At 66.0% G+C, this 15,585-nt stretch carries 13 protein-coding genes and 1 pseudogene; 10 read left to right on the top strand and 4 right to left on the bottom strand.

Going from position 1 to position 15,585, the window contains the following annotated elements:
* Positions 1 to 720 (top strand): annotated as a pseudogene (locus tag JWQ89_RS20240) (3-phosphoshikimate 1-carboxyvinyltransferase); the annotation flags it as partial.
* Between the two features lie 313 nt (positions 721 to 1,033).
* Here the strand turns inward: JWQ89_RS20240 and JWQ89_RS20235 are convergent.
* The 4 genes from JWQ89_RS20235 to parE all read right to left on the bottom strand — a co-directional run bounded on the left by JWQ89_RS20235 (position 1,034) and on the right by parE (position 6,970).
* Positions 1,034 to 2,026: a GGDEF domain-containing protein gene (locus tag JWQ89_RS20235; protein ID WP_299644069.1), complete on the bottom strand. Its 993-nt coding sequence runs from the start codon at positions 2,024 to 2,026 to the stop codon at positions 1,034 to 1,036.
* A 189-nt stretch (positions 2,027 to 2,215) separates the two neighbouring features.
* The gene (locus JWQ89_RS20230) at positions 2,216 to 3,598 is read right to left on the bottom strand and encodes a DEAD/DEAH box helicase (protein ID WP_299644071.1); all 1,383 of its coding nucleotides are present in this window, start codon (positions 3,596 to 3,598) and stop codon (positions 2,216 to 2,218) included.
* Positions 3,599 to 3,987: 389 nt separating this feature from the next.
* Positions 3,988 to 4,893, bottom strand: a complete 906-nt coding sequence (locus JWQ89_RS20225; RefSeq protein WP_299644067.1) for a metallophosphoesterase — start codon at positions 4,891 to 4,893, stop codon at positions 3,988 to 3,990.
* A 40-nt stretch (positions 4,894 to 4,933) separates the two neighbouring features.
* A complete protein-coding gene (gene parE, locus JWQ89_RS20220) occupies positions 4,934 to 6,970 on the bottom strand; it encodes a DNA topoisomerase IV subunit B (protein WP_299644065.1) in 2,037 nt (678 codons plus the stop codon).
* A gap of 400 nt (positions 6,971 to 7,370) precedes the next feature.
* Between parE and JWQ89_RS20215 the strand changes: the two genes are divergently transcribed.
* The 9 genes from JWQ89_RS20215 to JWQ89_RS20175 all read left to right on the top strand — a co-directional run.
* Positions 7,371 to 7,826 (top strand): hypothetical protein, encoded by a 456-nt coding sequence (locus JWQ89_RS20215; RefSeq protein ID WP_299644062.1) that lies wholly within the window; start codon positions 7,371 to 7,373, stop codon positions 7,824 to 7,826.
* Positions 7,827 to 7,923: 97 nt separating this feature from the next.
* Positions 7,924 to 8,247, top strand: a complete 324-nt coding sequence (locus tag JWQ89_RS20210) for a hypothetical protein (protein WP_299644060.1) — start codon at positions 7,924 to 7,926, stop codon at positions 8,245 to 8,247.
* A 759-nt stretch (positions 8,248 to 9,006) separates the two neighbouring features.
* Positions 9,007 to 10,536, top strand: coding sequence for an ABC-F family ATP-binding cassette domain-containing protein (locus JWQ89_RS20205; RefSeq protein WP_299644059.1), 1,530 nt, complete (start codon positions 9,007 to 9,009; stop codon positions 10,534 to 10,536).
* A 195-nt stretch (positions 10,537 to 10,731) separates the two neighbouring features.
* Complete coding sequence (locus tag JWQ89_RS20200) at positions 10,732 to 11,397, top strand: PilZ domain-containing protein (protein WP_299644057.1); 666 nt, start codon at positions 10,732 to 10,734, stop codon at positions 11,395 to 11,397.
* A 24-nt stretch (positions 11,398 to 11,421) separates the two neighbouring features.
* The gene (locus JWQ89_RS20195) at positions 11,422 to 12,075 is read left to right on the top strand and encodes a PilZ domain-containing protein (protein WP_299644056.1); all 654 of its coding nucleotides are present in this window, start codon (positions 11,422 to 11,424) and stop codon (positions 12,073 to 12,075) included.
* Positions 12,076 to 12,220: 145 nt separating this feature from the next.
* On the top strand, positions 12,221 to 12,841 hold the full coding sequence (locus JWQ89_RS20190; protein ID WP_299644054.1) for a PilZ domain-containing protein: 621 nt from the start codon (positions 12,221 to 12,223) through the stop codon (positions 12,839 to 12,841).
* An 88-nt stretch (positions 12,842 to 12,929) separates the two neighbouring features.
* The gene (locus JWQ89_RS20185) at positions 12,930 to 13,643 is read left to right on the top strand and encodes a spermidine synthase (protein WP_299644053.1); all 714 of its coding nucleotides are present in this window, start codon (positions 12,930 to 12,932) and stop codon (positions 13,641 to 13,643) included.
* A 50-nt stretch (positions 13,644 to 13,693) separates the two neighbouring features.
* Entirely contained in the window at positions 13,694 to 14,368 is a 675-nt protein-coding gene (locus JWQ89_RS20180; RefSeq protein ID WP_299644051.1) for a helix-turn-helix domain-containing protein, read from the top strand.
* Between the two features lie 84 nt (positions 14,369 to 14,452).
* The coding region (locus JWQ89_RS20175) for an epoxide hydrolase family protein (RefSeq protein ID WP_299644050.1) at positions 14,453 to 15,585 on the top strand (1,133 nt) is incomplete at its 3' end.

The raw sequence follows: 15,585 nt of genomic DNA, 5'->3' as shown, positions 1-15,585 counted from the left end.
TTCGGCGAGGGGCCGATCGAGGTGGCGCTGACCGGCAAGGACCTCGATGCGCGGGGTTACGTGAACCTGACGTTGGCGGCGATGCGGGCGTTCGGGGCGAGCGTCGAGCAACTGGACGAGATGACGTGGCGGGTCGAACCGACCGGCTACAAGGCGACGGATTTCCACATCGAGCCGGATGCGTCGGCGGCGACTTATCTCTGGGCGGCGGAGGCGCTGACCGGCGGCAAGATCGATCTTGGGGTGCCGATGGAGGCCTTCACGCAGCCGGATGCCGAGGCGGCGCGGTTCATCCGGATGTTCCCGCGGCTGCCGGCGGTGATCGATGGCTCGCAGATGCAGGACGCGGTGCCGACGCTGGCGGTGCTGGCGGCGTTCAACCAGACGCCGGTGCGGTTCATCGGCATCGCCAACCTCAGGGTGAAGGAATGCGACCGGATTTCGGCGCTCTCGACCGAGCTGAACCGGATACGGCCGGGGCTGGCGCATGAGGAAGGCGATGACCTGGTGGTGTCGTCCGATCCGCGGCTGGGCGAGCTGAAGCAGCGGAATGCGCGCACCCGCATCGAGACTTATGAGGATCACCGGATCGCCATGAGCTTTGCGCTGGTGGGGCTGAAGATCGGGGGCATTTCGATCCTCGATCCGGATTGCGTGAGCAAGACCTATCCGGGGTATTGGGATGCGCTGCGGTCGGTTGGGGTGGAGATCGCGGAGTAAGTCGCTCCTCGCTTCCGCTCGGATCGGGCAACCTGCGGTTGCCGACCCCTCATCCGGCGCTGCGCGCCACCTTCTCCCTCAAGGGGAGAAGGCGCCGACTGAGGCATCCCGGTGATCGCTGATCTTGCCGCTCCTCGCTTCCGCTCGGAGCGCGCATCGCTGGCGATGCGGGACCCCTCATCCGCCCTTCGGGCACCTTCTCCCACAAGGGGAGAAGGCGATGGAGCCGAGGTCTCTCGGATTAGGGCCTTCTCCCCTTGTGGGAGAAGGTGGCCGAAGGCCGGATGAGGGGTTGCCTCCGCGAACGCGATGCTCAAGCCGCGACGATATCGCCCTGCAGTTCGATCTCACTGACGACCTTGTTCCTGCCGGCGTGCTTGGCGGCGTAGAGGCAGCGGTCGGCGCGTTCGACGAGGGTGGACGGGGTGTCGTCGGGGCGGAAGGTGGCGACGCCGAACGAGGCGGTGACCCGGCCGAGCTTCTCGTTGGTCGAGCGCTTCAGCAACTCCTTGGCCTGGATGGCCTTGCGGATGTTGTCGGCTAGGATGACCGCGCCTTCAAGGTCGGTGTCGGGGAGGATGGCGGCGAATTCCTCGCCGCCGTAGCGCGCGGCGATGTCCTTGCCCTTGATGTTGGATTTGATGGTCATGGCGACAAGCCGGAGCACCTGGTCGCCGGTCTGGTGGCCCCAGGTGTCGTTGAAGCGCTTGAAGTGGTCGATGTCGATCAGCATCAGGCACAGGTGGTCGCCGTGCTCCGCGGCGCGGGCGACCGAGCGCAGCAGGCCGTCGTCGAAGGCCTTGCGGTTGTTGATCTTGGTCAGGGGATCGAGCAGGGCTTCGCGCCGCACATCGTCGAGGTCGCGTTGCAGCGCCTCGATGTCCTCGCGCGAAGCAGCAAGGTTCAACTCGAGGCGGTGGTTGGCGTCCTGCATCCGGCGCGTTTCGTCGAGGAGGGCGTTGGCCAGTTCGCGCAGGCGGGCATCGTTGAGTTGGTCGGAGCCCAGGTCGCCGCTGGCAACCTGCAGTGTCGCCGAATAGGCATTCGCCGTCGTCATGGTGGTGTCGATGGCATCGTGGATGGCGGCGATGCGGTGCGACATGCGCTCGGAGACGCTCGAGATGCGCTCGTTGGCGTCCTGCGAGCGGAGGAACTCGTTGTAGAGCCGCTCGGCGATGTCGGCGGTGGCGTGGCCGTCGCGGAAGATGGCGTTGACGCGAGCGTTCAGCGCCGGGTTGACGCCCGTCGCGTAAGTATAAAGCAGCTCATAGAACTGCGGATACGGTGGAATCGTAGCGCGCTTCAACAGGTCGATCGCGGAGTTCGCGTAACCCAGCGCGCGTCTGAATTCCTGCTCTGACACCGTTCCCCCAAGCTCCGGCCGCCACCGGTAGTTTAGGCGGCATTGTCTGTTCCCGGGGCTTAACGGCGCGTAAAAACACTTCGGCCGGCGCGATATTCTACGCCGCCTGCAGGCGAAGTCTGTTGATCGCGCCTATTTCCGAAGCAGGAACGCCGGAATGGGGCCATCGGAGCCGAACGGCGAATCGGCGACGATGCCTTCGACATGCTCGGTGCGCAGCGCGCGGGCCGGCCTGTCGGCGCCGTTGCCGCGGTTTTCGTGGCGGGGCGCCTCGTTGCGTGGCGCGTCGTTGTGCTGAGCCTCGCTGCGCTGCGCGCCATTGCGGGCCGGCCGGCGCGGCCGTTCGCTGCGCTCACGGCGTGGATCACGGGAGTCTCGCGGCTCGTGGGAGTCCTTCGCGGCCGGCGCCTCGACGCGCTCGGTCAGGCCGCCGAGCTTCACCTCGGGAATGTCCTTGTGGATCAGCTTGGTGATGGCATCGATATACTTGCCGTCGGAGGGCGTCGCGAGCGTGATGGAGACGCCCGAGCGACCGGCGCGGCCGGTGCGGCCGATGCGGTGGACATAGTCCTCGGCGTGGGTCGGCACGTCGAAGTTGAAGACGTGGCTCACCGCCGGGATGTCGAGGCCACGGGCGGCCACGTCGCTGGCGATCAGGAGCTTGAGCTTGTCGGTCTTGAACGAGTCGAGCGTTTCCATGCGGCTCTTCTGGTCCATATCGCCGTGGAGGCCCGCGGCGGAGAAGCCGTGGCGCTCGAGCGAGCGGGCGAGGGTCGCGACGTCGCGCTTGCGGTTGCAGAAGATGATCGCGTTCTTGAGGTTTTCCTCGCCGCGGATCAGCTGGCGCAGCGCGGCGCGTTTTTCCTCGGGCTTGCCGGAGACCCGCACAAGGCGCTGCTCGATGGTCTCGACCACGGAGTTCTGGCGGGCGACTTCGATCTTGATTGGGTCGCGGAGGAACCGGCTGGTGAGGCGCTGGATTTCGGGCGGCATGGTGGCCGAGAAGAACAGGGTCTGCCGGCGCGTCGGAAGCAGGCCGCAGATGCGCTCGATATCGGGGATGAAGCCCATGTCGAGCATGCGGTCGGCCTCGTCGATGACGAGGATATCGACGCCGGTGAGCAGGATACGGCCGCGCTCGAACTGGTCGAGCATGCGGCCGGGGGTGGCGATCAGCACGTCGGCGCCGCGATCGAGCACCTTGTTCTGGTCTTCGAACGAGACGCCGCCGATGAGCAGCGCGACGTTCAGCCGGTGGTTCTTGCCGTACTTCTCGAAATTCTCGTGGACCTGTGCTGCGAGTTCGCGCGTCGGTTCGAGGATCAGGGTGCGCGGCATGCGGGCACGGGCGCGGCCGCTTTCGAGCAGGGTGAGCATCGGCAGCACGAAGGACGCGGTCTTGCCGGTGCCGGTCTGGGCGATCCCGATGATGTCCTTTTTCTGAAGGACGTGCGGGATGGCCTGCGCCTGGATGTCGGTGGGCTTGGTGTAGCCGGACGCGGCAACCGCATCCATCACCTTGGCGCTGAGGCCGAGCCCGGTAAAGTCATTTGCCAAATCAGTGGTCCGCTCAAGTAGGAAAGGCAGGTCGACGGGCAGCTACTTGAGGAGGCGCGGGTCGACGAATGGTCGCGAAGAACAAGCCGGATATTAAGGCCTCGCCTTGCAGCAACCGATCCGGACTCCGCCCTGTCCGGGGCTCTGCGCGACGCGCCCGGAACATAGTGGAAACGCCTTCCGAGTCAACGGGATTTGCAGGGGCGTGATTAACCGCGACGGTGAATGATTACCGCGGTTCAGTTCGCGCAGCACTGTATATCGTAACGAAGACGCCAGATGTCTAGGTCGGTGACGAACGCGGCGGACTTGCAGCAGGGGCGCTTTTCTTGCTTCGCGCCGGATGGCTAGGTGGCCCCCAATTCCAGGAGCAGGACTTCCGGCCAGCTGCCGACGCGCATCGGCACGATCGAGCAGCCCAGACCGCGGGAGACGATCAGCTCCCGGCCATCCACGTTGTAGTAGCCGGCGGGATAGCGTCTCGAGCCGATGGAGGCAGCGGACGGTCGCCAGCCAAACAGATTGATCTGGCCGCCATGGGTATGGCCGCTGAGCGTCAGGCCGACCCGCTCGCCGACGGAGGGAAAGATGTCGGGCTCATGCGCCATCAGCAGGACCGGCGCGTCGTCGGTGACTGCAGCCAGCGTGGCGTCGAGATCGTCGAGGCCGGCCATGCGGGTGCGGCCGTAGCGGCTGCCGGGGAGCAGGGCCATCTGGTCGGCGAGGCCGACCAGCCAGAAGCCGTGGCCGTCCTTTTCGAGTCGGACGACCTCGTTGATGTACGTGGCGATGCCGGCGTCGCGCAGAGCTTTGAGAGCGAAGGGCGTGGCGGACTGGTCGAGCTGATACGCCCGGTCCTCCCAGTAGTCGTGGTTGCCGAGGATGGCGTGGACGCCGAGGGGCGCGTGCAGCTTGCCGAGCGCGGCTGCCCATGCGGACGAGTGGACAGGACCAGTGACCAGGTTCATGCCGGTGACGTAGTCGCCGAGCAGCAGGATGAGGTCGGCCTCAAGCTCCTGAGCCTGGGTGCAAATGCCGTCGATCCGCTCCGAACTCATCCAGGGTTCGCAGGCATGGATGTCGGCGATGACCGCGACCCGCAGTGCAAGACCCGGAGTCCAACTGCGGGGCGTCAGAGCATATCGAGTGATGCGCGGCCGCGCGAGGACTTCGATGAAGGGGTAAGCTGCGGTTGCGAGCAGCGCGACAAACCCCGCGCCGAAAAGCTTCAGCACTCCGCGTCTGGTGATCACGGTTGCCGCCGGCCCTCGTGGCAGGGACGCGCGTGCATCCCTAAATATCCAGGTCCGTGACGAACGCGGCGTTTTCCTGGATGAAGTCGAAGCGGGCCTCGGGGCGGTTGCCCATCAGGCGGTCGACCGCGGATCTGGTCTCTTCGAGGTCCTGGCGGACGCGGACTTGCAGGAGGGTGCGGCTCTTCTTGTCCATGGTGGTTTCGCGCAGGTGCACGTAGGGCATTTCGCCGAGGCCCTTGAAGCGGGTGATGTCGGGCTTCTTGCCCTTGAACTCGGTGTCGAGCAGGCGGTCGCGGTGCGCGTCGTTCATGGCGTAGAGCACCTTGGGGCCCGAGCTGATGCGGAACAGCGGCGGCATGGCGAGGTAGAGGTGGCCGCCCTCGATGAGCTTGGGCATCTCCTGGAAGAAGAAGGTGATGAGGAGCGAGGCGATGTGGGCGCCGTCGACGTCGGCGTCGGTCATCAGGATGATCTTGTCGTACCTGAGATCGTCGTCGCGGTAGCGATCGCGCGTGCCGCAGCCGAGCGCCTGGACGAGGTCGGCGATCTGCTGGTTAGCGGCGAGCTTGTCGCGGGTGGCGCCGGCGACGTTGAGGATTTTTCCTCGCAACGGCAGGATGGCCTGGCTCTGGCGGTCGCGCGCCTGCTTGGCGCTGCCGCCGGCGGAATCGCCCTCGACGATGAAGATTTCGGCGCCCTGGGCGGCGGTCTGGGTGCAATCGGCGAGCTTGCCGGGGAGGCGGAGTTTTCGGGTCGCCGACTGGCGATCGACCTCCTTCTCCTTCTTCCTCCGCAGGCGCTCCTCGGCGCGCTCGATGGCCCAGTCGAGGAGTTTTGACGCCTGGTTGGGTGAGGCCGCAAGCCAGTGGTCGAAGGCGTCGCTGAGCGCCTTGTCGACGATGCGCGTAGCCTCGCCCGAGCTCAGCTTGTCCTTGGTCTGGCCGACGAACTCGGGCTCGCGGACGAACACCGAGAGCATGGCGGAGCACTGGACCAGCACGTCCTCGGCGGTGAGCTGGGCGGCGCGCTTGTTGCCCGAGAGCTCGCCGTAGTTCCGGAGGCCGCGAAGCAGGGCAACGCGGAGGCCCTGTTCATGCGTGCCGCCGTCGCCGGTCGGCACGGTGTTGCAGTAGGAATTGACGAAGCCGTCCCCGAGGCACCAGGCGATCGCCCACTCGACGGCGCCATGGGTGCCGGGCTTGCCGGTGATGCCCGAGAAGATGTCCTCGACGATGCGCGGCTCGCCCTCGATGCGGCTGGCGAGGAAATCGCGCAGGCCGCCGGGGAAGTGGAAGGTGGCCTTGGCGGGGACGTCGGCGGTGGCAAGGCTGTCGTCGCAGGTCCAGCGGATTTCGACGCCGCCGAACAGGTAGGCCTTCGAGCGGGTCATCTTGAACAGGCGGAGCGCCGAGAACTGCAGGTCGCCGAAGATTTCCGGATCGGGGTGGAAGCGCTGCGTGGTGCCGCGGCGGTTCTGCACCTTGCCCAGGTGCTCGACGCCGCCGAGCGGCTTGCCGCGCGAAAAACTCTGCCGGTAGAGCTGCTGGTCGCGGGCCACTTCGGTGACGAGGCTGTCCGACAGCGCGTTCACTACCGAGACGCCGACGCCGTGGAGGCCGCCCGAGGTCTCGTAGGCCTTGCCGTCGAACTTGCCGCCGGCATGGAGGCGCGTCATGACGATCTCGAGCGTCGAGACGCCGGGGAATTTCGGGTGGTTCTCGACCGGGATGCCGCGGCCGTTGTCGGTGCAGGTGATGTAGCCGTCGGCGCCGAAATGCACCTCGATGCGGCTGGCGTGGCCGGCTATCGCCTCGTCCATCGAGTTGTCGATGACTTCGGCGAACAGGTGATGGAGCGCGTTGGCGTCGGTGCCGCCGATATACATGCCGGGGCGGCGGCGGACCGGCTCGAGGCCCTCGAGCACTTCGATGTCGGCAGCGGAGTAGGACGCCGCGTGAGCGACGCTGGGCGGCGCGCCGGCGGGGGAAGATTTGGGCGGCACTGCGGGCTTGGGGGCGCGCTGCGGAAGAGGCGCCTCGTCCTCGGGGTCGAACAGGTCTTCGATCGCCGCCATGAAATCTCCGTCCGAGGCACGAATCATGCGCCTCTCAAGCTCTAGCATATTGCCGGTTAGGGTGGGTTAAAGCCGGAGGTAGGGCGCTCCGCGGCGCCTGTCAACCGCCCGTGAACGGCAAGTGAACGCACAGTTGCGCGAACATTCAAACAGCGGGCGATAACGCTCCGCCCGAGATTGCGGAGCGCCTTGCCGGGGCCGGTAGGCAGTGTCCGGGCCGGGGGTTCGGCAATCTCACTTCGTTCGGGCCTGATATCACTCGCGAATCCGCCGCCCATGTTGTCCCCAACATGAACCGAGGATGAACGGGCGATACCGCATCGGTTAAGAATGCAACCTTTAGGGTCATGGCACGCTAGTGGACCTGGCACCACAAGAAGACCTCAAGAGGAGACTACTAATGACCCCGATACTTTCCACCGTGATGAAATTCGGTCGTGCGGCCCTCGTCGCATTGACACTCGGTGTCACGGCAATCACCGCAATGCCGGTCCAGGCACAGTCGTTCAACTTCGAGTTCGGCATCCAGGGCGGTGGCAACAGCTTCTCGTATGGATTCGACAATGGCCGCCGGTTCAAGCGCGAGTGCCTGACCAACCGCGAGATTCGCCGTGGCCTGAATCGCAGCGGCTTCGACAATGTCCGCTTCGTCGACCGGCAGGGCGTGCGCGTGTACGTGCTCGCCGACTATGGCCGCCGCACCTATTCGATGACGGTCAATCGCTGCACCGGGCGCGTGAGCAATATCGAGCGGGTGCGTCGTGGCGGCGGTGGCTACGGCGGCTACAACGGCTACGGCAATGACGGCCCCGGCTTCGGCATGGAGTTCAATTTCGGTAACGGCAACAACTACTGATCCAGTTCCGGCGGGAGCCGGTCCTCCCTCGCGCTCCCGCCAGATCCCGGCCCGCAAGGCCGGGATTTTAGTTTTGGGAGCCGAAAAGGAGAACGACATGAAAGTCACGACGCTCATCCGCGCGGTCGTCCTCGGCCTGGCGCTCAGCGCTTCGATCCTGCCGGCCCAGGCGCAGATGCAGTTCCAGTTCGGCTTCGGTACCGATGGTTTCGGTTTCCGCAGGCCGCTGATCTGCCTCGAGCTCACCGACCGACAGATCCGCAACGCCGTCAGCAACCAGGGCTACCACGACATCTTCCTCAACGCGCCGATCGACCGGCGCGTCCAGGTGCGCGCCACACGCGGCGACTGGGTGTACCTGCTGAGGGTCTCGACCTGTACCGGCGCCATACTCGATCGCGAGCGGCTGCGTCGCAGCTAGCCAAAATGCGCTACAGATGCAGAGCGTCCGGTTTCGTACAACGAAGCCGGACGCGTTGTTTTGGAGCAGTCCGTTTAGACTTCGTTCGCTTTCTCGAAGCACTTTCTTAAGCGCTCCACACTATACATTCGGCATACGGTTTTTGTGTCTGGAGTAGCCGTATGCGCGCCCAAGCTAGGAGCGGTCTCGCGTATCCCGAGGCTGGTTTTCGGGCGCCACATATCAGCGGATGGCCGCAAGCCGGATTAAAAAGTTTTGCGTACCGGCTTGCCCATCTTGCGCTGCCCCGCCCAGTGATGATTTCCGCGGTTGCGGCGGTATTTTACCTGGCGTGAAGGCGCGGTGCGCTGGCGGCTAGAGCACCAAGCTTCCTACATCCCCGGTCTCGGCCCAGCGAAAGCTGCGACGCATTTCTACATCTGAGCGGGCTGTGCGACGGATACGAGCTTTCGCTGGAATGACATCGAGTGTGGGGGCAACGTTGGTGCCCGTGTCGCTTGATTTTCCGCTGCCATCGGTGCACATCTCGGGCGTCCGCCAACACCAACAAGGAGGGTCGCGTGGGCTATCGTCATGACCAGCACCGCAGTCGCGGCCCTGTTTCGGCCCTGCAGCTTCAGTTGCAGGGCTGACCGAACGGGTCCGGACGGCATCTTCGTCTCCTATCATTTCTGGTCTGCCCAAGCCGGCTCCGCTTCTCGCGTGAGCCATTGACGGCATCGGCACCCTTATGTGCCCTCAAATCCGGAAGAGACGAAAATGGGCTCGATCAGCCTCAAGAACCTTTCCATCACCGCCACAATCCCGCTGTTTCGGGACCTCAGCCTCGTCATCGCCGATGGCGACAGAGTCGGGCTCGTTGCCGGCAACGGGCTGGGGAAGACCTCGCTGCTACGGGTCATCGCGGGCGAGAGCGAGGCGACGACGGGCGAGCTGGTGCGCTCGCGCGGCCTCAGGATCGGCTACGTCGAGCAGGACGTGCCGGCCGACCTGATGGACCTGACGATGCGCGACGCCGTGCTCGAGGCGCTGCCGGCCGCGGATCGCGAGACCGACGCGTGGCGGGCCGACGTGGCGCTCGATGGCTTCGAGACGCCGTACGAGCTGCGCGACCGGCTGGTCTCGGCGCTCAGCGGCGGCTGGCAGCGGCTGATGCTGATCGCGCGCGTCTGGGTCACCGACCCCGATGCGCTGCTGATGGACGAGCCCACCAACCATCTCGACCTGTCGAAGCTGTTCCGGCTCGAAACCTGGCTGAACCGGGAGGCGCGCAACCTGCCGCTGATCGTCGCGAGCCACGACCGGGATTTCCTTGATGCGGTGACCAACCGGACGCTGTTCCTCAGGCCCGGCACGTCGCGCTACTTCGCGCTGCCCTACTCGGCGGCGCGCCGGGAGCTCGAGCGCGAGGACGCGTCGCAGGAAGCGCAGAACGAGCGCGACCTCAAGGAGGCGGGCAAGCTCCGGAAACAGGCGGCCAAGCTCAACAATGTCGGCATTAACTCGGGTAGCGACCTGCTGGTGGTGAAGACCAAGCAGCTGCGCGAGCGGGCGGCCAGGATCGAGGAGGCGGTGAGGCCGGCACATCGCGAACGGTCGGGGGAAATCCGCCTCGCCAACCGGGGAACGCACGCCAAGCTGCTTGTGGCGCTGGAGAACGTCAACGTGACGACACCGGCCGGGCAGGGGCTGTTCAGGATCGACAAGCTCCACATCTTCCAGGGCGACCGCATCGTGCTCCTGGGGCGGAACGGCGCCGGCAAGTCGCAGATGGTCAAGCTGATCCACCGGGCGATGACCGAGCCGGATGGGGTCCCGGGCATAAGGGTGACGCCGTCGCTGGTGCTGGGCTACACCGACCAGGACATGTCGCAGCTGCCGGTCAAGGACACTCCCGAGGACTTCATCTCGGCGGCGTTCAGGCAGCCGGATGCGCGGATGCGGAGCCTGCTTGCCTCGGCGGGCTTCATGATCGAGAAGCAGAGCAAGCCTATCGGGCAGCTGAGCTTCGGCCAGCGGGCGCGGCTGGGGCTATTGGCGCTGCGGCTCACGGAGCCGAATTTCTACCTGATGGACGAGCCGACCAACCATGTCGACATCCCCGGCCGCGAGGCGCTGGAAGGGGAAATCCTGGCGCACGAGGCCACCGCGGTGCTGGTATCGCACGACCGCAGCTTCGTGAGGAATGTCGGGACCCGGTATCTGCAGATCGACGGCAAGCGTCTGAAGGAAGTGGAGGGGCCGGACGCGTTCTTCGAGGAGATGATGCTGGAGACCAAGGACCTATAGTTCGCGACGGAACCTCGGGCATAGGCAAGATTGCCTATGCCGGAGGGGTGTGTTGGGGCAGATGGCAAAGTCGGACAACGATAACATCGCATCCAAGTTACTTCTAGCGGTTGGCGAATATTGGAAGTCTTCGAGTTGGGTAACTTCTGATTCAGAGTCGTCGGCGTAGTTTTGCCTGCGAAGGCGGGTGACGGCATGGCGAGTTCCTTCGACGGCGATCGATCTACACAGCGAATTCGGGAGCGGCGGTCCGAGCTGCGCTATGACGGAGGGCTGGCGGCGTCGTTTACCCACACGCCCCGCGAGGGCACCGGCGTCCGCGTCGTCCGGTGCCGGGTGGAGAGCCTGTCGCCCTCGGCGATGGTGATCTCGGCGCCGATCCATGGCGACGTGGGCGAGCACATGTGGGTCGAGCTTGACGGATTCGGGCCGGTACGTTGCGAGATCGAACAGGTGCGCGACGATGGCTTCGTCTGCTTCACCCTGATCAACGACGAGGCGCGGCGGCGGCTTGGCATCTGGGTCTCGTGGCTGAGACGGCGGGGCGGGCGCCTGGCCGGCGACCAGCGCGAGCATATGCGCGCCCGGCCGGTCGACACGCGAACCACCATCACTTTGACCACGGGCGAGACGCTGACGGCGCATCTGAGCAACGTGTCGCGGTCCGGCGCAGCGGTGAGCACGGATTGTACCGTGGCGATTGGCGACGCGGTGTCGGTGGGCAAGGTGCCGGCGCATGTGGTGCGGATGTCGGAGACAGGTTTCGCCGTTGCGTTCGATTTCGTGCTCGAAGCAGCCGATGCCGACCGGCTGGTGGCCGGCTACGAGGTCGTGCTCCTGGCCTCGAGCAAGGCGGGCTGACCGATGCCGCTGGCGATGCAAGGCATGGCGCGCGCCTCCGCGGTACCCGACCGCAAGGATACCCGCTTCATCGGCGACGTGATGGGCAGCTACGTGCTGGCGAGCCGGGCGCAAACCCCGGGCGCCGTGCAGGTGTTCGCCTGCCGCTCGCGCAGCATCTCGTCGCACGAAGCGGTGGTGAATGCGCCGATCTCAGGCGATCCGGGCGACGCGCTGACGATGACGCTGCAGGGGCTCGGCATCCTGCACGGCAGGATCAGCCGCATTCTCGATGGCGGGTTCGCCGTTGCGTTCGAGTGCAGCGAGCCGGAACGGCGGGCGCTCGGCGCCCGGATCGACTGGCTGAAGCGGCGGGCGCTCAGGACGGTCAACGACCGTCGTGCCCACAAGCGGGTGCTGCCGCGCGAGACCCAGGCCAGGCTGCTGCTCGCCGATGGGCGTAGGCTCGACTGCTTCATCATCGACATGTCGCAATCGGGCGTGGCGGTGTCGGCGGACGTGCTGCCGCCGCTCGGTTCGCCCGCCCAGGTCGGCGCCATACCGGGCAGGGTGGTGCGGCATATCGAGGCGGGGTTTGCCGTGCAGTTCGCCGAGTTGCAGGGGATCGGGCAACTGGAAGCGCTGCTGACGCTGAAAACCCCCGATGCTCCGACATCGCCGGACAGCGGCTCGGCGTAGGCGGCGCTCCGCCCATCCCTTATGGCAAATGAAGCGTTGCCGGCACCCGCAGGGATTGCGGGGGCGATGCAACCGGCCATTCAATCTTTCCCACTAACAGGAGCGATGACAACGATCACATCGAACGCCAGCGAGGAGTTCGAAAATGAGGCAGGATGCCTCCAGGCGTTCCGGCGACGTGCGCTTCATCGGCGCGCTGATGGGGCGCTATCTGCTCGCCAGCCGCAAGAACCGCAGCCACCGGGTGCACGTGTTCGCCTGTCGCCTGCAGAGCATCTCGCCGCAGATGATGGTGGCTTCGGCACCGGTGCTCGGCGCGCCGGGCGAGGAGCTTTCCGCCAATTTCGAGCCGTTCGGCACCATCAGGGGGCACATCGACCGCCTGATCGACGGCGGCTTCTCGATGACCATCGAGACTAGCGCGGAAGAGCGAACCCTGCTGATCAAGCGCATCGGATGGTACAAGAAGCGGGTTTTCCATGGAGTGGCAGACAAGCGGGCGCACCGCCGGCTGATGCCGCGCGATCCGCGCTCGACCATCCTGATGGCCGACGGGAGCCGGCTGCCGTGCCTCATCATCGACATGTCGCGCTCGGGCGCCGCGATCTCGGCCGACATACAGCCGGACTTCGGCACGCCGCTGGCGGTGGGGCGCGTGCTGGCGCGCGTGGTGCGCTGGCTGGACGTGGGGTTCGCCGTGCAGTTCCTCACCGAGCAGGATACCGAGAGCCTCGAAGATCGGCTGCACGCCCCGGTGGAGGACTAGCGCTCGGACCCTGTGCCGGTGAGCAGGATGGGGCTGTTGCCGGCGGGGCGGCGGCGCTAAAGCTCTGCGACAGTGACAGGAGAGTGCCGTGCTGCCGTGGATTGAGCTCGATCGTGCGATGATGCCGGGAGGCGGCGAGCTCAGGCTGATGCAGCGCGGCGCTGAGTTCACCATCTTCTCCGGAATGATCGGGCTGATGAGCAGCCGGATGAGCGGCTCGGAAGAGGTGATGGCGGAGCTGGCGGCGGAGCGGATCGGCATGCGCCCAAGGGCGCGGGTGCTGATCGGCGGGCTGGGCATGGGGTTCACGCTGCGCGCGGCGCTCGCCTCCTTCCGGCCGGATGCGGAACTGAAGGTGGCGGAACTGGTGCCGGCGGTGATCGCCTGGGCGCGGGGCCCGCTGAAAACGGTGCATGGCGAGAGTCTTGACGATCCGCGCGTGGTACTGCGCGAGGGCGATGTCGGCAGGGTGATGGCGGCCGACAGGCAGAAGTTCGATGCGATCCTGCTCGATGTCGACAATGGCCCCGAGGGGCTGGGGCGGCCGGCCAACGACCGGCTCTACGACCATGGAGGGCTGGCAGCGGCCAAGGCGGCGTTGCGGCCGGGCGGGATGCTGGCGGTATGGTCGGTGGCGCCGGACGCGAAGTTCACCAAGCGCCTGCAGCAGACCGGGATGCAGGTCGAGGAGATCCGGGCGCGTGCCCATGGCAAGCGCAGTGGGGCGCGGCACCTGATCTGGGTGGCTACGAAAACGGCGCCGCGGGTCGCGTCGACGAAAGGGGCGACGCGAGGGGCGTGATCGCTGAGGGCGGTTTTGTCGGGTGGGGTGGTGATGCTAGACTGACGGCCATGCAGCGCATCGTGAACTCCCGGCCCGTCGACTCGCCCTTCGTGGAGAGCATCAGCTCGATCCGGTTCGTCGCAGATGGCAGCACGCTGATGCAGCCGGACGGGTGCTGGGATATCGCGGTGATCAAGCGCGGCGACGACAGGCTGGTGCTGCGGACGGGCCTCACCACGCGCCCGGTGGTCTACGAGTATGCCGCGGGCGACGAGCTGCTGGTGATCTCGTTCAAGCCGCACAGTTTCATGCCGTTGATGCCGGGCAAGGTGATGCGCGACGAGGGCGTGATGCTGGAGAAGTTCGGTAGGGGCGGGTTCTGGGTCGGCACGGACGTGCGGGAGATCCCGACCTTCGAGAATGCCGATGTGTTCGTCGAGCGGCTGGTGCGTGACGGGATCGTCGCCAGCAACGAGCTCGTCGCCTCGGTGGTCGAGGGGCAGCCGAAGGCGATGACCGAACGGACGCTGCAGCGGCATTTCTTGAGGACCACCGGGCTTACCTACAAGCACTTCACGCTGGTGCAGCGGGCGCAGAAGGCGGTGTCGCTGCTGCAGATGGGGCGGCCGGCGGTGGAGGTGGCGCTGGCGCTGGGGTTTTCCGACCAGGCGCACATGATCAATTCCCTGAAGGCGATCATGGGGCAGACGCCCAGGGAGATAGCACGCGCGGCGGCCGAGTGAGGTTGTCGGAAACTTCCAATAATCGCCGGCAGGGGTTGGGTACGAAGGGGTGTCTTCACGCAAATCCAGACCGGAGAGCCCCAAATGTCCGCCATCACCCCCTTCAAGATCGATGTTCCCGCCGCCCAGCTCGAGGACCTCAGGGATCGCCTCGCCCGCACCATCCTGCCGAGCGAAGTTGCGAACGACTGGAACGCTGGCCCGACCAATGCCTATGTGCGCGGCGCCATCGAGCGGCTGCTCCACGGTTATGACTGGCGGGCCGAAGAGGCCACGATCAACCGGCTGCCGCAGTTCACCACCGAGATCGATGGCCAGCCGATTCATTTCATCCATGTGAAATCGGCCGAGAAGAATGCGGTGCCGCTGCTGCTGATCCATGGCTGGCCGGGGTCGGTGGTGGAGTTCCTCGATGTCATCGGGCCGCTGACCGACCCGGTGGCGTACGGCGGCAGAGCCCAGGACGCATTCGACGTGGTCGTCCCGTCGCTGCCCGGCTTCGGGTTCTCGGGGCCGACCCGCGAGCCGGGCTGGAACAATGTGCGGATCGGCAAGGCGTTCAGCGAGCTGATGGATCGGCTCGGCTACCAGCGCTTCGCCGTGCAGGGCGGCGATGCCGGCGCGATCATCGGGCCGGAGATCGGCCGGCTGGCGCCCGAGCGGGTGATCGGGGTGCACATCAACGCCGCGACCATGGGCTTCATCCCGATGGGGCCGGTCACGCCCGAGGAACTCGCCACCTTCACCGATGCGGAAAAGGTCCGGCTGCAGCGCGTGCAGCGCTTCATGGCCGAGCACTTCGTCTTCAACGCCATCCAGTCCAGCCGGCCGCAGGCGCTGGCCTACGGCATCTCGGACTCGCCGGCGGGCCTGCTGGCGTGGATCAGCGAGTTGTTCACCAGCTTCGGCGATCGGGTGGAGGCAGTGGCGATGGACACGTTCCTCACCAACTTCATGATCTACTGGGTGACCGGCACCGCCGCGTCGTCGATCCGGCTCTACTATGAGAACGCGCATGATCCGGAGGCCTGGTCGCCGAAGGCGAACTCGGGCGTCCCGACCGGGGTCGCCGTCTTCGGCTACGACGAAGTGCCGATCCGCCGCTATGGCGAGACCAGCAACACCATTGTGCGCTGGACCGAGTTCGATGTCGGCGGTCACTACGCGGTGCTGGAAGTGCCGGACGTGTGGATCGGCGATGTGCGCGGGTTCTTCGG

Source organism: Devosia sp., assembly GCF_028290645.1.
Lineage (GTDB): Bacteria > Pseudomonadota > Alphaproteobacteria > Rhizobiales > Devosiaceae > Devosia_A.
The sequence above is the reverse complement of the archived record's forward strand: the minus strand, read 5'-3'. Positions and strand labels throughout refer to the sequence as shown.